The 21,316-nt window shown below is 34.9% G+C and carries 26 protein-coding genes and 1 tRNA gene; 17 read left to right on the plus strand and 10 right to left on the minus strand.

Annotated features, from left to right (window positions below; genetic code table 11):
* Positions 1 to 13: 13 nt before the first annotated feature.
* The gene (locus HM990_RS11750; RefSeq protein WP_178989122.1) at positions 14 to 691 is read right to left on the minus strand and encodes a YceI family protein; all 678 of its coding nucleotides are present in this window, start codon (positions 689 to 691) and stop codon (positions 14 to 16) included.
* Positions 692 to 793: 102 nt separating this feature from the next.
* Positions 794 to 1,777: a thioredoxin-disulfide reductase gene (trxB, locus tag HM990_RS11755; protein ID WP_178989123.1), complete on the minus strand. Its 984-nt coding sequence runs from the start codon at positions 1,775 to 1,777 to the stop codon at positions 794 to 796.
* Positions 1,778 to 1,939: 162 nt separating this feature from the next.
* Between trxB and HM990_RS11760 the strand changes: the two genes are divergently transcribed.
* Positions 1,940 to 2,419: a hypothetical protein gene (locus HM990_RS11760; RefSeq protein WP_178989124.1), complete on the plus strand. Its 480-nt coding sequence runs from the start codon at positions 1,940 to 1,942 to the stop codon at positions 2,417 to 2,419.
* 299 nt (positions 2,420 to 2,718) lie between these two features.
* On the opposite strand, the gene HM990_RS11765 is transcribed toward HM990_RS11760, so the two are convergent.
* The 4 genes from HM990_RS11765 to HM990_RS11780 all read right to left on the minus strand — a co-directional run bounded on the left by HM990_RS11765 (position 2,719) and on the right by HM990_RS11780 (position 5,709).
* Positions 2,719 to 2,880, minus strand: a complete 162-nt coding sequence (locus HM990_RS11765; protein WP_115810288.1) for a DUF1328 family protein — start codon at positions 2,878 to 2,880, stop codon at positions 2,719 to 2,721.
* Positions 2,881 to 3,367: 487 nt separating this feature from the next.
* Positions 3,368 to 4,072 carry an SOS response-associated peptidase family protein gene (locus tag HM990_RS11770; RefSeq protein WP_178989125.1) on the minus strand — a complete coding sequence of 235 codons (705 nt, stop codon included), beginning with the start codon at positions 4,070 to 4,072 and terminating at the stop codon, positions 3,368 to 3,370.
* 390 nt (positions 4,073 to 4,462) lie between these two features.
* A complete protein-coding gene (locus tag HM990_RS11775; RefSeq protein ID WP_178989126.1) occupies positions 4,463 to 4,912 on the minus strand; it encodes a ferritin-like domain-containing protein in 450 nt (149 codons plus the stop codon).
* Positions 4,913 to 5,274: 362 nt separating this feature from the next.
* Positions 5,275 to 5,709: a hemerythrin domain-containing protein gene (locus HM990_RS11780; protein WP_178989127.1), complete on the minus strand. Its 435-nt coding sequence runs from the start codon at positions 5,707 to 5,709 to the stop codon at positions 5,275 to 5,277.
* A 190-nt stretch (positions 5,710 to 5,899) separates the two neighbouring features.
* On the opposite strand from HM990_RS11780, the gene HM990_RS11785 reads away from it, so the two are divergent.
* On the plus strand, positions 5,900 to 6,499 hold the full coding sequence (locus HM990_RS11785) for a DUF2652 domain-containing protein (RefSeq protein ID WP_178989128.1): 600 nt from the start codon (positions 5,900 to 5,902) through the stop codon (positions 6,497 to 6,499).
* An 8-nt stretch (positions 6,500 to 6,507) separates the two neighbouring features.
* Positions 6,508 to 7,539, plus strand: a complete 1,032-nt coding sequence (locus HM990_RS11790; protein ID WP_178989129.1) for a helix-turn-helix domain-containing protein — start codon at positions 6,508 to 6,510, stop codon at positions 7,537 to 7,539.
* 2 nt (positions 7,540 to 7,541) lie between these two features.
* Here HM990_RS11790 and HM990_RS11795 read toward each other — a convergent pair whose 3' ends face one another.
* Genes HM990_RS11795 through HM990_RS11805 form a run of 3 tightly spaced genes read right to left on the minus strand, consistent with a single transcriptional unit; the run spans position 7,542 to position 8,433 of the window.
* Positions 7,542 to 7,748, minus strand: coding sequence for a DUF6327 family protein (locus tag HM990_RS11795; RefSeq protein ID WP_178989130.1), 207 nt, complete (start codon positions 7,746 to 7,748; stop codon positions 7,542 to 7,544).
* Position 7,749: 1 nt separating this feature from the next.
* Positions 7,750 to 8,097 (minus strand): hypothetical protein, encoded by a 348-nt coding sequence (locus HM990_RS11800; protein WP_178989131.1) that lies wholly within the window; start codon positions 8,095 to 8,097, stop codon positions 7,750 to 7,752.
* 3 nt (positions 8,098 to 8,100) lie between these two features.
* Positions 8,101 to 8,433, minus strand: coding sequence for a YtxH domain-containing protein (locus HM990_RS11805; protein WP_178989132.1), 333 nt, complete (start codon positions 8,431 to 8,433; stop codon positions 8,101 to 8,103).
* Between the two features lie 195 nt (positions 8,434 to 8,628).
* On the opposite strand from HM990_RS11805, the gene HM990_RS11810 reads away from it, so the two are divergent.
* Both HM990_RS11810 and HM990_RS11815 read left to right on the plus strand, forming a co-directional pair.
* Positions 8,629 to 9,993 (plus strand): NAD-dependent succinate-semialdehyde dehydrogenase, encoded by a 1,365-nt coding sequence (locus HM990_RS11810; RefSeq protein WP_178989133.1) that lies wholly within the window; start codon positions 8,629 to 8,631, stop codon positions 9,991 to 9,993.
* 12 nt (positions 9,994 to 10,005) lie between these two features.
* Positions 10,006 to 10,158, plus strand: coding sequence for a hypothetical protein (locus HM990_RS11815; RefSeq protein ID WP_178989134.1), 153 nt, complete (start codon positions 10,006 to 10,008; stop codon positions 10,156 to 10,158).
* Between the two features lie 52 nt (positions 10,159 to 10,210).
* Here the strand turns inward: HM990_RS11815 and HM990_RS11820 are convergent.
* Positions 10,211 to 10,285: transfer RNA gene (locus HM990_RS11820), tRNA-Pro, on the minus strand.
* Positions 10,286 to 10,388: 103 nt separating this feature from the next.
* Between HM990_RS11820 and HM990_RS11825 the strand changes: the two genes are divergently transcribed.
* The 12 genes from HM990_RS11825 to HM990_RS11880 all read left to right on the plus strand — a co-directional run bounded on the left by HM990_RS11825 (position 10,389) and on the right by HM990_RS11880 (position 21,302).
* Positions 10,389 to 11,489, plus strand: coding sequence for a PQQ-dependent sugar dehydrogenase (locus tag HM990_RS11825; RefSeq protein WP_178989135.1), 1,101 nt, complete (start codon positions 10,389 to 10,391; stop codon positions 11,487 to 11,489).
* Positions 11,486 to 11,929, plus strand: a complete 444-nt coding sequence (locus HM990_RS11830) for a c-type cytochrome (protein WP_178989136.1) — start codon at positions 11,486 to 11,488, stop codon at positions 11,927 to 11,929. Before HM990_RS11825 ends, HM990_RS11830 begins: the two co-directional genes overlap by 4 nt.
* A 58-nt stretch (positions 11,930 to 11,987) precedes the next feature.
* The gene (udk, locus tag HM990_RS11835; protein WP_178989137.1) at positions 11,988 to 12,593 is read left to right on the plus strand and encodes a uridine kinase; all 606 of its coding nucleotides are present in this window, start codon (positions 11,988 to 11,990) and stop codon (positions 12,591 to 12,593) included.
* Positions 12,593 to 12,919 carry an FtsB family cell division protein gene (locus HM990_RS11840; RefSeq protein ID WP_178989138.1) on the plus strand — a complete coding sequence of 109 codons (327 nt, stop codon included), beginning with the start codon at positions 12,593 to 12,595 and terminating at the stop codon, positions 12,917 to 12,919. The genes udk and HM990_RS11840 overlap by 1 nt, the downstream gene beginning before the upstream one ends.
* Entirely contained in the window at positions 12,912 to 14,309 is a 1,398-nt protein-coding gene (locus tag HM990_RS11845) for a methylmalonyl-CoA mutase subunit beta (protein ID WP_178989139.1), read from the plus strand. Before HM990_RS11840 ends, HM990_RS11845 begins: the two co-directional genes overlap by 8 nt.
* Before the next feature lie 66 nt (positions 14,310 to 14,375).
* Positions 14,376 to 14,957 (plus strand): hypothetical protein, encoded by a 582-nt coding sequence (locus tag HM990_RS11850; protein ID WP_178989140.1) that lies wholly within the window; start codon positions 14,376 to 14,378, stop codon positions 14,955 to 14,957.
* A complete protein-coding gene (scpA, locus tag HM990_RS11855) occupies positions 14,954 to 17,080 on the plus strand; it encodes a methylmalonyl-CoA mutase (protein ID WP_178989141.1) in 2,127 nt (708 codons plus the stop codon). Before HM990_RS11850 ends, scpA begins: the two co-directional genes overlap by 4 nt.
* Positions 17,073 to 18,014 carry an alpha/beta hydrolase gene (locus HM990_RS11860; RefSeq protein WP_178989142.1) on the plus strand — a complete coding sequence of 314 codons (942 nt, stop codon included), beginning with the start codon at positions 17,073 to 17,075 and terminating at the stop codon, positions 18,012 to 18,014. The genes scpA and HM990_RS11860 overlap by 8 nt, the downstream gene beginning before the upstream one ends.
* 14 nt (positions 18,015 to 18,028) lie before the next feature.
* On the plus strand, positions 18,029 to 18,931 hold the full coding sequence (locus tag HM990_RS11865; protein WP_178989143.1) for an SDR family oxidoreductase: 903 nt from the start codon (positions 18,029 to 18,031) through the stop codon (positions 18,929 to 18,931).
* 106 nt (positions 18,932 to 19,037) lie between these two features.
* Entirely contained in the window at positions 19,038 to 19,805 is a 768-nt protein-coding gene (locus HM990_RS11870) for a ParA family protein (protein WP_178989144.1), read from the plus strand.
* Positions 19,805 to 20,710, plus strand: a complete 906-nt coding sequence (locus HM990_RS11875) for a ParB/RepB/Spo0J family partition protein (protein ID WP_178989145.1) — start codon at positions 19,805 to 19,807, stop codon at positions 20,708 to 20,710. Before HM990_RS11870 ends, HM990_RS11875 begins: the two co-directional genes overlap by 1 nt.
* The gene (locus tag HM990_RS11880; RefSeq protein ID WP_178991976.1) at positions 20,700 to 21,302 is read left to right on the plus strand and encodes a DUF5683 domain-containing protein; all 603 of its coding nucleotides are present in this window, start codon (positions 20,700 to 20,702) and stop codon (positions 21,300 to 21,302) included. Before HM990_RS11875 ends, HM990_RS11880 begins: the two co-directional genes overlap by 11 nt.
* Positions 21,303 to 21,316 lie beyond the last annotated feature (14 nt).

Here is a 21,316-nt window from a genome sequence, read left to right on the forward strand (position 1 = left end):
ATTTGAGTTTTATCTATTTTTGTTCGAATACTGATTTGAATTCAATTTTAATTTCATCACCTGTTTTGATAGTTCCTAATAAAGCTTTAGGCGGATCAATTCCAAAATCAGTCATTTTAAAGGATTTTTCACCATCTAGGAAAACTTTATTTCCTTCCAATCTCACTGTCATATCAATGGTAATTGATTTAGTTACGCCAGAAATTGTTAATTTTCCTAAAGCAGAAATTTTGAAAGATTGATCAGACACCTTAGTAACTTGTTTTAAGGAAGTAAGGCTAAAGTCAATAGTTTTATGATCATCTGTGTTTAAAGCTTTAAAAGTGTTTTTATCCATCGCGGATTTTCCACTTTTAAGACTTTCTGCAACTACAGAAATATTAAGACTACTAATCTCTAGTGTTTCTGAGTTGGTGATAACCACTTTACCTGATTGTTTTTCCGTCTCTAATGTCCAATCGTGCAAAGAAGAAGTACCATGCACTTCTAAAACAGAAGCCGAATTATTTAGAGTATAATTTTGAGATGTAGCAATCTGAAAAGAAAATAGACTAATTAGTAAAACTGATAAAAAGAAGCTTGGGAGTTTAATTGAATTTTTCATACCTGTGTTTTTAATATTCATAATTGTGTTTTCAATATTTATGCAAAGATTTAAATAATAACCATTACCAATTATGATAAAAATCATGATTTATTTTTTTTTTAAAACAGTCAATTATAAAACTCAAAATATTGAATAAAAAAAAGCCGAAGTGTTTAACTTCGGCTTTATATATAGGAGGTAACTAATTTAATTATAGGTCGAAGTTGCCACTTCAAAATCAGAATCTTTAGCCGCTAAATAACGCTCAGCATCCAAAGCTGCCATACAACCTGTTCCGGCTGCTGTAATGGCTTGTCTATAAACATGGTCTGCGGCATCTCCACTTACAAACACTCCTTCTACATTGGTTTTGCTTGTTCCTGGTTTGGCATTAATGATATAACCCGTTTCATCTAAATCTAAATACTCTTTAAAAATATCCGTGTTTGGTTTATGACCAATCGCCACGAAGAAACCTGTCGCCTTAATATCGTGCTTTTCGTTGGTTTGATTATTAAATACACGAACTCCAGTCACTACTTGACCATCTCCTAACACTTCTTCGGTTTCTGTATTATATAAGATTTCAATATTCTCTGTATTTTTAACGCGTCTTGCCATAATTTTAGAGGCTCTAAATTCGTCACGTCTTACCAACATGGTTACTTTTTTACAAAGTTTACTCAAATAATGGGCTTCCTCACAAGCGGAATCTCCTGCGCCTACAATTACCACTTCTTGATTTCTATAAAAGAAACCATCACAAACCGCACAGGCAGAAACACCGCCACCTAGTTTTAGATATTTTTGTTCAGATGGCAGGTTTAAATATTTTGCAGAAGCTCCTGTTGATATAATTATGGTATCAGCATGAATTTCTTTCTCTTCATTGACCCAAGCCTTATGAATATCTCCAGAAAAGTCAACTTTTGTAATCCAGCCATGGCGAACATCTGTTCCAAAACGTTCGGCTTGTTTTTGTAGCTCAATCATCATTTCTGGCCCTGTGATTCCATCAGGATAACCTGGGAAATTTTCAACATCATTAGTTGTTGTTAATTGACCACCAGGCTGTTCCCCTTGATATAACACAGGAAACATATTAGCTCTAGATGCATATATTGCGGCTGTGTATCCTGCTGGTCCAGAACCTATAATTAAACACTTTACTTTTTCAATTGTATCAGACATAATTTTGTATTTTATTCCGTAAAACAAAAGTAGGTTTTTTGAATAAAACCTTACTTAGAAGTTATCAACACTCACTATAGTATCATAAATATTATAAATAGGTGCCATTTCTCCATTTTATTTTGTAAATTTTAGGTGTATAATAGCAAAATCCAATACATTATGAAATCTAAATGGCTAATCCTAATTATGGTATTGATGCTTGTAGTTGCTTGCAAGGACCAATCAAAAACCGATGTTGAAACTATTGAAGTGGAGACCGAAATGAAAGCAAACGATAATAGTCTTATGGGCACATGGGAACTTGTTGGATTTTATAATTATAACGACAATGTGGTTGTAGATTCATTTTCCAATAACACGATATCTAGACAAGTAAAAATGTACACGGATAGTAAAGTGATGTGGTGCAAATTGCTAAAGACAGATTCTATTGAATTTTTTGGTTATGGCTCTTATGACTATGATGATGGCCATTTAACCGAAGTCCTGGATTTTGGTTCTGCATTTATGAATGAAGTGATTGCAGAAAACAAGGAATTTAACTTTCAACTTGAATTATCAGAAGATCGTTTCGAGCAAATTGAATTGGATGATGATGGGAATAAAATTTATTCTGAAAATTACGTTAGGATTGAATAACTTTTCAATATCACTAAATATTAGTACGTGATATCGTAAATATTCTAATTCAGAAGTTGACTATCTCTGATACGAATCTGAACTTATATCATAATTATCTCTGTAATCAGAAATTAGTATCAGGTTAGCCTTTTTTCGGCTGAATTCAAACTTACAATCAATGAGGGTCTTACTTTAAACTTATTGGCCTTTATTCAAACGCTTTAAAATTGATCTTTTACTAAATAACAAAAAATAATAGCCTTGAGAATTTTGAGCTTCTCAAGGCTATTTTAGTATTTAAATTAAATTATATCGGTTTATTTTTTTACAACTCCTTTTAATAAAGATAGTACAAAAAGCACTATAAATATAAAGAATACGATTTTAGCGATTCCTGCTGCTGCTCCAGCAATGCCTCCAAAGCCAAGAATGGCTGCTATGATTGCTATTATAACGAATGTGATTGTCCAACGTAACATAATGTTTTGATTTTTAGTTATTCGGTCAGTATTTCTAACCTTCAATACAAAGATGACATTTATTTAGGAGTTTGATTTGCTCATATCCAACTGATATTGACCGAATTGATAGTCATATACTTTATAAAAAAAAGCGAATTCCCTAACCGAGAATTCGCCTTATCTACTAGGTAACCAACCTATACTAAACTAATAAAAGTATTTCAACTAATATTGCTTTAAATTATATATTACAAATCTAAGGCCTAAGTAAAACATCCATTAACTCTATAAAAGAAGTTATTAACTCAAAACGATACAGATTTAAAAAATAGTTCATAAATTAAAAAATTGGTATTTATATTAACTTTCAGAGCATTATCAAAGTCTACAATTTCTATTAAACGTAAATCTGAAACAGTGAAAGCCGATAATGGCATGGATGGACACAACTTTTATTAGATAAATCTGGTGTCGATATCAAAGGAAATAATGAATAAGGAATCCACTATTTCAGGGAAAGAATAGGTAAACCAACATAATCAGCGGGTTCTAGCACATCATCATAAATAATATCATTTTTATAAAATTCCCGAGATATTGTATGTGCCTTCAATTCGAGTCTATTAATATTTTCTATGCGCGAATTTGACAATTCCAAATCGTTGCTCAACCATTTTTTACAATGCGCGTTATCCATGGCAATCGGAAAATCATGGCCTATATTGTGTATATTCTTGAAATCATTTTTTAATGCCGTAGTAATTAGGCTTACCGATAAAAAACCATCAGCTAAAGTTGAATAAATACCTGCCAAAGCAAATGGTTTGTGATTCTCTTCATAAACAAAAAATGGATATACTTCGCCATCAAATAAATAAGAGGTAAAAAACCCAGAAACAATTACTAGACATCGCTGTTCATTTAGTAATGGATAAGCCCAATCTAAAGTATTGATTTTATTTATTGAAATATTGAGCGTATTAGTAAGGCTCTGAAAACTATCCCAATCTTCCTTATACTCTTGCGGCAATATTCCCCAAATTGCATAATCAATTTGTTTAGGATTATTCATGGTAATAACTGGTAAAGACTGTTCTGAAAGTCCGTTTATAATTGGAGCGGTTTTGTAAAGTAGCGGGTATTTAAATTTAGCATCAAAAGCATCTTCAATTTTCAGTACATTGTTTGTATTTGATAATTTATAAAACATACTTATTTTTTATGCAAGTAAGTGATTATTATCATTTTTTGTTATCCTGAATACATAAAAAACTATCGCAATAAAAAAACAAATGTTAATATTAAAGCATGGTTATTGCCACAAATGGTTTATAAAATATATGATGTTAAGTGCATAATTTGTCCTGTATTGGATTGAGGAAAATGAACTCAGTATAATTATATATAACCTAGAAAATGAAAATATATTAAAGACGCTTAGTTTTTTAAATTTGGATTATTACCACCAATAATTATTGTATAAATATGTTTTTGGTATTATCGAATTTAACAATCATAATCTATCTAAGTTTAATCCCATAAAAAAGCGTTTATTAAATGAATAATAAACGCTTTCTAAAATTCTAGTTAATTTTCGAATTTACTTCAAATTCTCTAAGGATTTTACTTGAGATAAATCGCTTTCAATTTGATTTTTCTGAGACAGTAAAATTGACTTTGTACTGCTAGGCAAGCTAGTTTCTTGTAATACGTCGTTGTATTCCTCTACTGCTGCTTTCTCGCCTCTTATCGCTTCCTCTAACATTGATTCTGCGTCATCAGCGGAGAACAAAGCTTTTACGTCCATCCATGTTCTATGTGCTGCGCCTGTAAAGCTTCCTCCTTTATCTACGTCTTCTCCAAAAGTTCTGATTTCTGACTTAAGATCGTGTCCAAACGATTTTCTTTCCTGAGCCTTGCGACCAAAATAAGTCTTTAATCCGACGTGATCCGTGTTTTCTGCAGCTTTATGATAGCCCTTTTCACCATCATAATTCTTTTCTAATAATGCATTTAACTTCTTTCCTACTTCTTCTGTGTATGCTGCCATTTTATTCTGTTTTTAAATATTATAGATGATTTTTTTAGTAGATGCTCATCTCATTACATCTCATCTCAAATGCTTTATTTCAACATTTGTTTTTCATACTCAAAAATAGCTGTCTTTTAAAGCATTCATTAGTTCAATTGCAGAAGAAATTGACGCGATTAATCTAAGCCATAAATCTTAACACATTTTATGATAAATTGCCGTTAATTAAAGGAAAACAAGTCTAAGCTGGATAGTGTTGACGTGGATATTAGAGCTATTTTAATTAAAGAAAAAAGCTACCAAATTAAATTTCTAAAATCGGTCTAAAACCTATTATTGAAATCCAAATTGATAGCTAAGCTACTAACCGTAATTCTTATTTACCTATGCTCTTGCATATAGTCGTTATATTTTGTGGCTAACTCCTCTTTCTGCTTTTCGCTGAATACTTTTCCTGAAAGTTGAAAAAACGAATGTTCTTCATCTTCTAAATGATGCTCCACTTTATGCTTTAAATCTTTAGCAATTTTTAACCAGGCCGAAGAGTCCATTTCGGTTTTCTCCAATTGTTCAACAAGTTCATCAATTTCATGATGCTCTGCAATACCATGTCTGGCGTGATCTTGCATCTTATCGGTTGGAATCAATGGTTTGTAAAAATGTCTTTCTTCAGCATTAGCATGAAGGGTCAACTCTTTGCGAAGCTCTTTAAACAAATGGGTTCGCGTCTTTGTATCGCCAGATGTGTCCACCAATTTGTCTAATAAATTGCGTTGGATATCGTGATCTTTTCTAATGGCTTCATAAATATTCATATTAGTCTTTATTTTATAAACAAAAATACGGACACAATTGCCTTTAAATTTGCTCTATTACGCCAAAGCTTAACTGATTTACTGCTTATTGCGTTTATTTACACTGTCTATTGATGTTTTTTGAAATATTTATGAAGTTCATACTAGAAAAAAACCTAATTTTACAACGCATTAATTTAATTATTTAACTATGTTAATCTGTATTCCCGACATTAGTGGCTTCACAAAATTTATGAGTGCTGCTGAAGCCGAAATTAGTGCAAAAGTGATACCAGCATTACTGAACCAAATAATATACGCTAACGAAATTGGATTAAGGGTCTCCGAAATTGAAGGTGATGCTGTGCTTTTTTTCAAAAGAGGAGAATTACCATCATTGAAACAACTGATTGACCAGTGCACTTATTTTTATTCTGAATTTTATAAACAATTAGCAACCTTAGACCAGAAATTTGAAACAAGTGGCAAACCCATTATTAAGTCATTAGGACTAAAAATAATTCTACACTTTGGAGAAGAGGTTGAAGCTGTAAACATTGGAAAACATATAAAATTAATGGGCGAAGATGTTGTTATTGCACACAAACTTTTAAAAAACACCATTGACAAAGACGACTATATTTTATTTTCTCAAACGTTATTGAATCAATACAATACCGACGATTTAGACAAAAGGTTATTCTGGTCACAACTCGGTAAAGGTGACGAAAATTATAAGCACATTGGAGATGTGAACTATGCTTATGTTGATCTCAAACCTCTAAATTCATTAAATTCAACAAAATACTAAAAAAACTCATGATCGAAATAGCACTAACACCTTCGAACACTAAAGATATCCTGACTCAAATCTCTGAGCATTTGGACGGAACTATCGAAGAACGTTGGGGTGAATACACCATGACAATTGACAATGCCAATGCGTGTGGTAATATCACTTATATACCTTTTGATTGGGGCGTTAATTTATTGGATTTTGATATTAAATTTTATAAGGAATTTGTCCTTAGAATTGAAGCTGAAGATTTCAATCCTATACGATTTATTTATAACCTAAAAGGTGCTTTTACACATCGCGTAGGCGTACAAAACGAAGAGCATAAAACCCAACAGTTTCAATCCGTAATTTTTGCTAATAAATCTGTCGGTGTTAATTATTTGCACTTTCTTAAAAATGAAACGCTTCAAATAAACGTCATTCAAATAGTACGCAAGGAGTTTTTGAAGAAAAAAACCACAGATGTCTCTTCGCTAAACAAAAAATTATATGAAGTTTTTGTAGACACAGATCATGAAAACCGATTTGTACATTATGGAGAATTGAATTTAAAAATGGCGGATGATGTAAAGTCTATTCACAACATTAAATCGAAAGGAATGCTGCGCATATTAAAAATCGAAGCCAAGGTTTATGAAATTCTTTCGCAGCATATCCAACAACACAATAGACAAAGTAGTGGTAAAAAACTACCTAAATCATTAACAAAGCAAGAACTTAGAACAATTAAGAAAATTTGTGACATAATTCAAAAAGAACCTGCAAAACAATACTCCTTAGATCAAATGTCCTTAGATTACGGCTTGTCCCAAGCTAAGCTTCAAGATGGTTTTAAGTTTCTTTATAAACGAACAGTTACTGAATTTATTCGTCATATAAGATTAGAAAAAGCAAGGAATTTAATAAAAACCACGGATTTAAATATTTCTCAAATTGTATATTCCATTGGTTTTACCAGCAGAAGTTATTTTTCAAAAATTTTTAAAGAAAAATATGGAATTTCACCTAATGAATTTAAAAAGCAAATTATTTCAAAAGTAAAAATGCAATAACATTATTTACCGAAAATCCATTTCCTTATCAAGGCGATAAAACTGTATTTTCCTGTAAGTTTCAATGCCGTGCTCACCCAGTTCAATGGTTGCAGATCTTCCTTAAACTCACTTTTAATCAACTTAAGTTCTTCCCAAGCAATATCACGCTCCAATTTATGACGTTTCAAATCGTTTTCAATCTCTTTAAAAGTAGTATATTCTTTCATGTTAATTAAAAAATTTTGGTCCTAGTTTCTTAATAATGTACGAGTTGAATTTCGCTCTCATCAGATAGATTAAAATCGATATTATAAAATAAGCAATACCCACTATTAAAAATCCAAGCGGATAGCTGCTAACCGCCTTACCTATCTCAATACCTGCTGCTATTGATAAAAACAGCAAACTAGCAAACATAAAACTACCAAACGCTATAACTTTTGCTGCTAAACTCAAAGAAAGTGTTAACTGTTGAAAAACTTTCAACCTAAAATATTGGTGAGACGCTTTTATATAGCGCTCACCAATATGAGAAGCTTTGTCTGTAGTGTGATTTATATCATCAAATACACTCATCAATTAGGCTTTTTTCTGTAAGTTCTTGTTCTTAGCTTTTAAGTCTTTCAGTCTAGATTCTAAAGTAGTAATTACGTCTTCAGCTTTATAACTTGCATTAGACACAATAGCTTCAACCTGATGATCCAAATTTTCTTTTTGTGTAGAGATAGTATGTCCTAAAGAATCTCTTAATTCAGAAGCTTTGTCAGCCATGTAATCTCTTCTTGTCGCTGCTTCGTCTGCAAGTCTTTGTCTTGTAACACTGCCTTTATCTGGTGCAAATAATATCCCTAATATGGCACCTGTAGCTGCTCCTGCTAATATTCCTAATACTGTATTTCCGTTATTACTCATGTTTTAATTTTTTTTGGTTATTTTTAATTCTCAGCACTTTGCTGTTACACAAAGATAAGACCTTTACCTTAGAGAATTTAACTCTTTACATAGCTATTTTAGCTGTAATGCTATTTATTGTTAGCGTTAAATATTTTAGTAATCGCATTAAGTTAAGAGCTTGAATAAAATTAAATTTGATGAACCTCCAATGAAATGAAAACAAGTATTAAAACATATAATCCTTTTAACGGAAACCATCTAGAAACGTATAAGCTGGATTCTAAACCCAAATTAAATGACAAACTAGAATTAGCTGAAACGACTTTTAAAACTTGGAAACAGGTAGAAATTAAAAAGCGCTTAGAATTACTGCAGAATTTGGCTGATGAAGTTTTTAAGAAGAAATCTGAATTAAGTCAACTCATGACTAATGAAATGGGAAAACCAATTCAGGAAAGTAAAGCTGAAATTGATAAATGTATTTATTTAATTGATTTTTATATAAAAAATTCGGATCAATTTTTAGGAGATGCAATCATTGAAACGGATGCCCATGAAAGCTTTATCAGTTACGATCCATTAGGTTGTATTTTGGCTATCATGCCTTGGAATTATCCATTTTGGCAAGTATTCCGATTTGCTATTCCGACTTTAACCGCTGGAAACGTGGCGCTTTTAAAACATGCCTCTAATGTTACGGGATGCGCTATTGCAATTGAAAAACTTTTCATAGATGCAGGATTCCCTAAAGGTTGCTTTCAAACACTCATTACAGACCATGATGCCGTAGAAGAGCTCATGGAAAATGAAATCGTTAGAGCGGTTTCATTGACAGGAAGTGAAAAAGCGGGACGAAAAATAGCTGAACTAGCAGGAAAAAATTTAAAACCTTCACTTCTAGAGTTAGGCGGTAATAATGCCTGTATTATATTAAAAGATGCCGATTTAGACAAACACATGGATACCATAGTGAAAGCCCGAATGCAAAATTCTGGACAAAGCTGTATCGCAGCCAAGCGGTTTGTTGTGGTTGAAAGTATTTATGACGAATTCCTAAAAAAGTTCACATCTAAGATTAAAGCATTAAAATACGGTAATCCGATAGAAGAAAGCACCACAATGTCCTGTTTAGCTCGTGAAGATTTAGCAGACATTTTAGAAAAACAAGTCCAAAAGTCTATCGATCTAGGCGCCAAAGTAGTAATTGGTAATGAACGGGATTGCACCTATTACCAACCAACAATTTTAACTAATGTGACTGCCGAAATGCCTGTATTTAAAGAGGAAACTTTTGGACCAGTTGCAGCGATCATAAAAGTCAAATCAGAAGATGAAGCCTATAAAACGGCATCAAACTCTAAATTTGGTTTAGGCACCATGATATTTACATCAGATTATGACTCTGCATCCAAACGTATTTCAGAAATTGAAGACGGTGCATTTTTCATAAATGAAATGGTAAAATCCGATCCGAGGTTACCTTTTGGTGGCACAAAAATTTCAGGTTTTGGCCGCGAATTATCCAAAGAAGGCATGTTAGCCTTTGTAAATAAGAAAACAGTATACATTAACCAATAAAACTAATAAATTATGAAATTTGTAAAAGAAGACGATGAAAAAAGAAGAGATTATATTTTCCAAAAAGATGAAAAAACAAAATTTGGAGCAAAATTTATTATCATTACCCTAATCATTTTAGCTATCGCAGTGATTGCCTCTGGGATTCACTTTGAATGGTTTTAAAACTGTATAAAATTAAAAAAGCTCAGCAAATGCTGAGCTTTTTCTTTGAAAGTCGGGGTGGCAGGATTCGAACCTGCGGCCTCCACGTCCCAAACGTGGCGCGATAACCGGGCTACGCTACACCCCGAAAATGATTTACCGTTTTCGGATTGCAAATATATAGATTTTCTTTAGAATCCAATAACATTTATCTAACTTTAAAAACTAATAGATTTATAAGATAATTAAATATGAAATTAAGAAGCATTTTAATCAGTATAATTCTTACTAGTACACTAGCTTGTGCCCAAGATAAGAACCCAATAAATACACAAAACACTCACGAAGTTATTGTTCCAGATCTAAATATTCCTTGGGGTTTCACTTTTCTTCCCGATAATGCTTTGCTCATTACCGAAAAATCAGGTGAGCTAATTCATTTTAAAGATGGAAAGAAAACTACCGTTTCAGGATTACCCGAAATCTATGTTCGTGGCCAAGGCGGTTTGATGGATGTCATTTTACATCCAGATTATAAAACCAACAACTGGATCTATTTTTCTTATGCATCTTCCGAAGGGGAAGTTTCTGGCGGAAATACAGCCATAGCGAGAGCAAAACTTAGTGACTACAACTTAACGGATTTGGAAGTCCTCTACAAAGCTACACCAAACACCACCAAAGGTCAACATTTTGGGTCGCGTTTGGTTTTTGATGAAAATGGTTATTTGTTTTTTACGATTGGTGAACGTGGTAATCGAGATGAGAACCCACAAGATATCACTAGAGATGGCGGTAAAGTTTATCGATTGAATGACGACGGCTCAATCCCTGAAGACAATCCATTTTTAAATGAAAAAAATGCTAAAACAGCCATTTACTCATATGGACACAGAAATCCACAAGGTATGACCCTTGATCCCGAAACTAAAAAAATATGGACTCACGAACATGGTCCAAAAGGTGGTGATGAAATCAACATTATCAAAGCAGGAAAGAATTACGGCTGGCCAGTAATTAGCTATGGCGTTAATTATAGCGGCACGTCATTTACGGATATTACTAAAAAGGAAGGCATGGAACAACCACTTCATTATTGGGTTCCTTCAATTGCACCAAGCGGAATGGCATTTATCCATAGCGAAAAATATGGCGACTGGAATGGAAATTTACTTGTGGGATCCTTAAAATTTCAATACTTAGATATGTGTACTTTGAAAGACAACAAAGTGATCAAGGAAGAACGTTTACTCGACGGACAAGGACGTGTCCGATGTGTAGAGCAAGGACCTGATGGCTTCATTTACGTTGGTATTGAGAATTTAGGTATTGTAAAATTGATTAGAAAATGAGCAAAATAATTATTGTCGGCATAATGGCATTAACGTTCCTATCATGTCCTTCAAATAGTAAGAAATCCAATCTCAGTGCTCAAATTGACAATTCTTCAAAACAAGACCAATCAACCCTCGAAGCAAGTATAATAAGGGGTAAAAACGTTTACGAAGACATGTGTATAACCTGCCATATGCCAAACGGCAAAGGTGTACCGAAAGCATTTCCACCATTAGCAGACTCCGATTATTTAAGGGCTAAACAAACCGAGAGCATTAAGGCCGTAAAATATGGTATGTCTGGAGAAATCTTAGTCAATGGCGTTACTTACAATAGTACAATGGCACCTTTAGGACTTTCAGATGAAGAAGTCGCCGATGTTATGAATTACATTAACAATAGCTGGGGAAATACTATTGAGAACTTTGTTACAATTGAGAAAGTTTCCGAGTTATAAGCACAAAATCACACTTAAATAATTAATTTTGTAGGACGCTAACAAATCTCGATTAAATATGCTTATTATAGGAATAGCTGGTGGTACAGGTTGCGGAAAAACAACCGTAGTCAACACAATTTTACAAGAGTTACCCGAAGGTCAAGTCGGAGTTATCTCCCAAGATTCTTATTACAAGGATACGTCGCATTTAAGCTTTGAAGAACGTGTAAAAATCAATTTTGACCATCCGAGATCCATCGATTTTGAATTATTGGAACAACATCTTAAAGATTTAAAAGAGGGCAAATCCATCGATCAACCCGTTTATTCATTTGTAAAACACAACCGAACAGGAGACATTATTGTAACCAAACCGAGAAAGGTAATGATTGTAGAAGGTATCCTTATTCTTTCCCATCCTGAAATCCGTGAATTATTCGATATTAAAATATTCGTTCATGCCGATTCTGACGAGCGACTGATTCGTCGTTTAAAACGTGATATTACAGAACGAGGTAGAGACATTAATGAAGTTTTGCAACGCTACCAAAGCACATTAAAACCCATGCACCAGCAGTTTATTGAACCAATGAAAGAATATGCGGATATCATAATTCCGAACAACAAATACAACACTGTTGCTGTAGATATCGTTAAAACTATAATCAACGAAAAACTATAATGGGATTCTTTAATTCTAAATATCTAAAACCTTTTAAGAACATTTACGCCCTTGTTCTGGTCGTTTTTATCGTTTGGATGCTGTTTTTTGACGCGCATTCCTGGTTGTTTCATCACGAATTGAATACAGATATTGAAGAATTGGAATACCAAAAAGAACACTATAAAAATGAAATGGCGAAAGACAATAAAGCCATTAAGGAGTTGAGCACAGATGAAGGCATTGAGCGTACAGCACGTGAAAACTACTACATGAAAAAAGCCAACGAAGATATTTATATCATTGAATACGAAGACAGCCTAGTGAAACAAAAAGAAGATGAGTAAATCCTTATTTAAAGATTTTGCACCTGTTTCCTCAAAAGCTTGGAAACAGAAAATACAAGTGGATCTCAAAGGTGCCGACTACAACGACACATTAATCTGGAAAACCAATGAAGGCATTAATGTCAAACCATTTTATCATGCTGATGACTTTGATACACTACCAGAAGTCTCAAAATGTAAAGCCACCGAATGGGAAATATCTCAATCAATTTTAGTCACTAATGCAAAAGACGCTAATTCAAAAGCTCTTGACGCCATAGAACGCGGCGCAGAAAACATAATATTCCATATTGAAGATGAGAACGTTTCGGTTGAAGATTTGTTTCAAAATTTGGATTTTAACAAAGCAAGCGTTGATATTAAGTGCAATTTTATTTCTGAAACCTATGTTGAAAGCCTAAAATCCGTGATGTTGAGCGCAGTCGAAACATCTCGCACTAAAAAATCAAAAATACATATCCACACAGACATCATTGGCAACCTAGCTAAAACAGGCAACTGGTACAACGATCTAAAAGAGGACCACAACAAGTTTGAAGCCATAGTAAATTCTTCGCATCAACTCAGTGTTGATTTATGCTTATATCAAAACGCTGGCGGAACGATAGTACAACAACTAGCTTACGGTTTGGCACATGTCAATGAATACTTAAACCATCTTGATAATGCAATCGCCAACGAAGCGAAGCAATCGCTTCAAATAACGTTCAATATTGCAACAGGTTCAAATTACTTTTTTGAAATCGCCAAAATTAGAGCTTTGCGCCAATTATGGTCAACGCTGGCCTTGGAATATGGCCTAAACCAAAATTGCCGAATTATAGCCACACCAAGTAAACGCAATAAAACAATTTATGACTATAACGTTAATATGCTGCGTACCACGACAGAATGTATGAGTGCTGTTCTCGGCGGAGCAAACGTTATATGCAATCTACCCTATGATACGTTATTCCATAAATCCAATGAATTTGGAGAACGCATCTCCAGGAATCAGTTATTAGTTTTAAAGCATGAAAGCTATTTTGACAAAGTCAACAATCCAGCAGATGGCGCTTATCATATTGAAAGTTTAACTGAACAATTAGCCGAAAAAGCGCTTGATCTTTTTAAAGATATAGAATTGAATGGCGGCTTTTTAAGTCAACTAAAAGAAGGCACCATCCAAAGAAAAATTAAAGAATGTGCAGCCAAGGAAAAAGCCGATTTTGATGCTGAACAATTAGTGCTTTTAGGAACAAATAAACACCCTAATTTGGCTGATAAAATGAAAAACGACTTAGAAGTCAGTCCATTTTTAAAAGTTGAAAAGCGAAAAACATTGATTGAACCAATTATTGAAAAAAGGCTGTCTGAAAAATTGGAAATCAATAGATTAAATAAAGAATAAAACATGGTATTGAGAAAATCTATAGTTCTAGTTTTTTGTCTACTAATGTTATTATTCACTTCATGCATGGAAGTCGCAAAAGAAATTAATAACTGGACTCAAGTAACTGCACAAGATCAAATTATTGGAACCAAACATTTCCTAGAAAATGACGGTATCAAAGTATTTCTTCCCGATAGTTTCAAAAGATACAATGCGGTTGAATATTCGAACTTAATCGATTCGTTAGTTATTGATAACAATAATTTAAAAATTGAGCAAACCCGTTTTAAAAACATGAGAGAAATGGGAGGAAATCTTTACATTTTTTTCGACAAGTCCGTAAACTCTTCTTACACCATAAATACAATTCCCTACACACCAATCACAAGGCAAGATGCTAAATATCTGTTAGGCATAATTAGACAAAATCAAGATAAACTATCTGACACTACCGACTTAGATTACACTAAAATTACAGCCAAACACAACAACACTAACGGCACACAGGTATTTAAAGCAATCTTTAAGGTTGAAAACAGAAAGCTTCAGCACCAAGCGTTTCAGCATGTCTATTTCATTTCATCGAATAATAAGTCTGCACTAATAAATATTACTACGCCTTTTGAAGTAAATTTTGACCTGTATTTAGAAAAAATGACGTTATGAGCAGAAAAAACCTTCAACACCTAAGCTTAAAGCATGAAGCTCGAAACTCGAATCACGAAGAAAAAAACAACTTTCTGACCGCTGAAAACATCGCAGTCAAATCCACCTACTCAAAAAAGGATATTGAAGATTTAGAGCACCTTAATTTCGTTGCAGGTATTGCACCAAATCTTCGCGGCCCATATTCAACCATGTATGTACGTCGACCATGGACCATTAGGCAATATGCTGGTTTTTCAACGGCTACAGAAAGCAATGCGTTTTATAGACGAAACCTTGCCGCAGGACAAAAAGGATTATCCGTCGCTTTCGATTTGGCAACACACAGAGGCTACGATTCAGATCACGAACGCGTGGTTGGCGATGTTGGCAAGGCAGGCGTTGCTATTGATTCGGTTGAAGACATGAAAATTCTCTTCGATCAAATTCCACTTGATAAAATGTCGGTTTCCATGACCATGAATGGTGCAGTTCTTCCTATTATGGCATTTTACATTGTCGCAGCTGAAGAACAAGGCGTGAAACCAGAACTTCTCGCAGGCACCATTCAAAATGATATTTTAAAAGAATTCATGGTGCGAAATACCTATATCTATCCACCAACACCTTCCATGAAAATCATCTCAGATATATTTGAATACACGAGCCAAAACATGCCCAAATTCAACAGTATCAGTATTTCCGGCTACCACATGCAAGAAGCTGGCGCCACTTGTGATATAGAATTAGCTTATACTTTAGCAGATGGTTTAGAATACATCAAAAAAGGCTTAGATGCAGGTATGGATATTGACACCTTCGCTCCTCGCCTATCATTCTTTTGGGCCATTGGCATGAACCATTTTATGGAAATCGCCAAAATGCGTGCTGCACGTATGCTTTGGGCTAAACTGGTAAAACAATTCAACCCAAAGAATCAAAAATCTTTAGTCTTAAGAACACATTGCCAAACGTCTGGTTGGAGTTTAACAGAGCAAGACCCTTTTAACAATGTCGCCAGAACCTGTATTGAAGCCTCTGCAGCTGCTTTTGGAGGCACCCAAAGCTTACACACTAACGCTTTGGACGAAGCGATCGCTTTACCCACAGATTTTTCAGCACGTATTGCAAGAAATACGCAGATTTATCTTCAAGAAGAAACGCAAATCACAAAAACCGTTGACCCATGGGCTGGGAGCTACTATGTGGAAAAATTAACGGATGATATCGTTAACGAAGCTTGGAAACTTATTCAAGAAGTTGAAGCATTAGGCGGAATGACGAAAGCCATTGAAGCCGGAATTCCTAAATTACGAATCGAAGAAGCTGCGGCACGAAAGCAAGCACGTATAGATTCTGGCCAAGATATTATTGTTGGCGTGAACAAATACAGATTAAAACAAGAAGACCCTATTTCTACACTCGAAGTCGATAACCAAACGGTTCGTTTGCAACAAATTGAACGTTTAGAAAGCATAAAAGCGAGTCGTGATACTAATGCGGTAACTAAAGCATTATTTAAATTAACAAAAGCTGCTAAGACAAGTGAGGATAATTTGTTAGCTTTAGCCGTAGATGCCGCAAGAAAACGAGCCACTTTAGGCGAAATAAGCGATGCTCTAGAAGCAGAATTTGGGCGCTACAAAGCGCAAATTAAATCATTTTCAGGGGTGTATAGTAAAGAACTAAAAGACGACAAAAGCTTTCAAAAAGCGAGAGATTTGGCAGACCAATTTGCAGAACAAGATGGCCGCAGGCCACGAATTATGATTGCCAAAATGGGACAAGATGGTCACGATCGTGGTGCAAAAGTAATTGCTACAGGTTATGCCGATGTAGGTTTTGATGTGGATATTGGGCCTCTATTTCAAACACCAAAGGAAGCAGCGAAACAAGCCGTTGAAAATGACGTGCATATTTTAGGGGTATCCTCCTTAGCAGCAGGACACAAAACACTAGTGCCTCAAGTTATAAAAGAACTAAAAAACTATGGTCGTGACGATATTATGGTTATCGTTGGAGGTGTGATTCCGAAGCAAGATTACCAATATCTATTCGACGCTGGAGCAGTTGCCGTTTTTGGGCCAGGCACGAAAATTAGCGAGGCAGCTATTCAGATTTTGGAGCTATTGATTGATGACTAAAACAACTAAATTTTCTAAAACAAAAACCATAAAAATCACTTTTTTAATTTTAGTGATTTTAGGCATACTTTTTACGCATTTCTTTGCTCCTAGACTCATATCGGAAATAAGAAATCCCGTTGTTGGCTTAATTAAAAGAAATAAAAATATTGATGTTGACATTGCCGCAAAGGATGATTTGAAAATCGAAAGAAAAGACCTTAAGATTACTTCATTCGATGGTATTAAACTATCCGCCAGATTAACGTTTTCAAATTTGGATTCCAGTAAAGCCACTATTATTCTACTTCATGGTATCCGCTCGAACAAGAATACATTTTTCGATTTAAGCACTTTTCTAGCTGAAAACGGATTCAATTCAGTAGCCTTAGACTCGAGAGCCCATGGCGAAAGTGAAGGCCAATTCTGTACGTTTGGCGTCCATGAAAAGAAGGATATTCAAAAACTCATTGATTATTTAGCTCAAAAAGAAAACTTAAATCATTTTGGCATTTGGGGACAATCCTTAGGTGGAGCCATTGGTTTGCAAGCTATGGGTTATGACAAAAGAATTAAATTTGGTATCGTTGAAAGCACCTTTTCAAACTTCAAGACCATTGTCAATGATTATTTCGATTTACACGCTGGATTTAGCTTCTCCCCTTTTTCAAATTACTTGGTGAATAGAACAGGAAGCATTGCAGAATTTGATGTAAACGATGCTAAACCCATCAAATATTGCGAAAACATAGACCAACCTATTCTTATGGTTCATGGCAATGCGGACGAACGCATCCATATTAAATACGGAAAAGCTAATTTCTCAAAATTAAAAAGTGTTGATAAAGAATTTATAGAAATAGATGCCGCTAATCATTCCAATGTGTGGAAAGTCGGCGGAGACGCTTTTTTCGAAAGGATTTTAGTATTTTTAAACAAACACCACTGTAACTAACGACACAGAAGCTTATGAACCATACAAACAAAATGCTAAGAGACGATGCGCTCAAAGGAAAAACAATTGTAGTCACAGGTGGCGGAAGCGGCTTAGGAAAGGCTATGACCCGATATTTCTTAGAACTCGGCGCTAACGTTGCGATTACCTCTCGCGATTTAGATAAACTAAAAAACACCGCAAAAGAATTGGAAACCGAAACCCGCCAGACGGTCGGGCAGTCTGGTGGCACATGTTTACCTGTACAATGTGATGTACGAGAGTACCATCAAGTTGAGGCTATGCGAAAGGCGGTTATTGAAAGATTCGGTAAAGTAGATATTTTATTGAATAATGCAGCCGGTAATTTTATTTCACCAACAGAACGCTTGTCGCCAAGAGCGTTTGATGTTATCATAGATATTGTCTTAAAAGGTACCAAAAACTGTATGTTGGCTTTTGGCAAACATTGGATAGATACCAAGCAAACCAATACCAATGTGCTTAGTATTGTAACCACTTACGCTTGGACAGGCTCTGGTTATGTCGTACCAAGTGCTGCAGCCAAAGCAGGCGTGTTAGCGATGACCAGAAGCCTTGCTGTAGAATGGGCAAAGTATGGTATGCGTTTCAATGCTATTGCACCAGGACCATTTCCTACCAAAGGCGCTTGGGACCGCTTAATGCCTGGCGATCTTCAGGAAAAGTTTGACATGGCGAAAAAAGTGCCCTTAAACCGTGTTGGAGAGCATCAAGAATTAGCCAATTTAGCGGCTTATTTGGTTTCTGACTTTTCTGCTTATATGAACGGTGAAGTAGTAACCATAGATGGCGGCGAATGGCTAAAAGGCGCGGGAGAATTCAATATGCTTTCTGGCGTTAGTGAAAGTCTATGGGATGATTTGGAAAAAATGATTCGTGCAAAAAAGAACAAATGACTCCAGATTCAAGGCACTTATGATGCTCATAACTATTAACAACTTCAATTTTATAAACTCGTAAATAATCGTAATTTTGAATCCTTATTTATAACCAAATTATTTAATGGGTAAAATCATTGCTATAGCAAATCAAAAAGGAGGAGTTGGAAAAACAACAACCTCAGTAAACTTGGCGGCTTCCCTGGGAGTTTTAGAGAAAAAAGTCCTACTTATAGATGCCGATCCACAGGCCAACGCCAGTTCTGGTTTGGGTATTGATGTGGAATCCGTTGAGATAGGTTCTTATCAAATCATAGAACATTCCGCAGAAGCAAAAGATGCCATAGTATCTTCTAACGCACCGAATGTAGATGTTATTCCTGCTCATATAGATCTTGTCGCTATCGAAATTGAATTGGTAGACAAAGAAGCGCGTGAGTATATGCTTAAAAAGGCCATTGAAGATTTAAAATCAGATTACGACTATATCTTAATTGATTGTGCTCCATCTTTGGGTTTATTGACCTTGAATGCTCTAACCGCAGCAGATTCGGTTATAATTCCTATTCAGTGTGAATATTTTGCACTCGAAGGTTTAGGCAAACTGTTAAATACTATTAAAAGTGTACAGAAAATACATAATCAAGCGTTAGATATTGAAGGTATGCTGTTAACGATGTTCGATTCGCGTTTACGTTTATCCAATCAAGTTGTAGAAGAAGTACAGAAACACTTCAGTGATATGGTTTTTGATACTATTATTCAGCGTAACGTACGTTTGGGTGAAGCACCGAGTTATGGTGAGAGCATTATCAATTATGATGTGAGCAGTAAAGGCGCAGCCAATTATCTCAGCTTGGCAAAAGAGCTGATTAAGAAAAATGAATTATAATGGCGAAAGCAACAAAAAAACAAGCATTAGGCAGAGGACTTTCGGCGTTGTTGAAAGATCCCGAAAACGATATTAATTCCGCAGAAGATAAAAATGCAGATAAGGTTGTTGGAAATATAGTGGAACTTGATATTGATAGTATCGAGGTTAACCCTTTTCAACCCAGAACCAACTTTAATGAAGAATCATTAAGAGAACTCGCTTCTTCCATTCGTGAGCTTGGGGTTATTCAACCTATAACAGTTAGAAAATTAGCGTTCAACAACTACCAATTGGTATCTGGTGAACGTCGTTTTAGAGCTTCAAAATTAATAGGCTTACAAGCTATTCCAGCGTATATCAGAATCGCTAATGACCAAGAATCTTTGGAAATGGCCTTGGTGGAAAACATTCAACGCCAGGATTTAGATCCTATAGAAATTGCATTGTCTTATCAACGTTTAATTGACGAAATCAGCCTCACACAAGAACAAATGAGCGAACGTGTGGGTAAAAAACGATCGACAATTGCTAATTATTTGCGTTTATTAAAGTTAGATCCCATCATCCAAACCGGAATGCGTGATGGTTTTATAAGTATGGGCCACGGAAGAGCCATGGTTAATATTGAAGATCAAGTCGATCAGCTTGAGGTTTATGAAAAAATCATTACCAATAAATTATCCGTAAGAGCAACGGAGCAATTGGTAAAGAATTTGAATTCCGAAAATCCATCAAAGCCAGAAGCTGTTAAAGCCGAAATCCCTAAATACATAAAAAAAGGCGTAAAGGACTTTTCAGAATACTTTGGCCACAAAATAGATGTTAAAGTAGCGAACAATGGCAGCGGAAAAATCACGATACCATTTCATTCGGAAGAAGACTTTAACCGTATTAAAAAATTAGTACAGCGTGATAACAAATAAAGCGTTCTTCTGTCTTTTTCTGTGCTTGTTTTCAGTCTTATTTTCATTTTCCCAAAAAGAAAAAGATAGTACGAGTGTTTCTATTGAAGAAAGTCCAATCATAGCTAATGAAACCTTGGTTAAAAAGGAAATTGACCCTTTGCGGCCTGCAAAAGCAGCATTTTATTCTGCCATCTTTCCAGGTTTAGGTCAGGCTTACAACAAAAGATATTGGAAAATACCTATTGTTTGGGGAGCGATTGGCGCAGGTGTTTACTTCTACGTGCGAAACGACGAACAATATGACCGCTACAGAGACGCTTACAAAAGTCGTTTGGCGGGTTTTAAAGATGATGAATTCTATGGTTCCGGATCAACACCTTTAATTTCTGAGGATGGACTTATTAGAGCACAAGAGCAGTTTAGAAAAAACAAGGAATTATCGCTCTTAATTACGTTCGGTTTATATGCCTTAAATATCATTGACGCTAATGTGGATGCACATTTGTTACAATTTAATGTCGATGAAAACCTAAGCTTAAGTCCACATTATCAGTATAATGAAATGGAGAACACTTCGGATTTGGGATTGACTTTAAATTTTAAATTTTAGTCCATATTGGACTT

The sequence above is a fragment of the Winogradskyella schleiferi genome, from assembly GCF_013394655.1.
GTDB lineage: Bacteria > Bacteroidota > Bacteroidia > Flavobacteriales > Flavobacteriaceae > Winogradskyella > Winogradskyella schleiferi.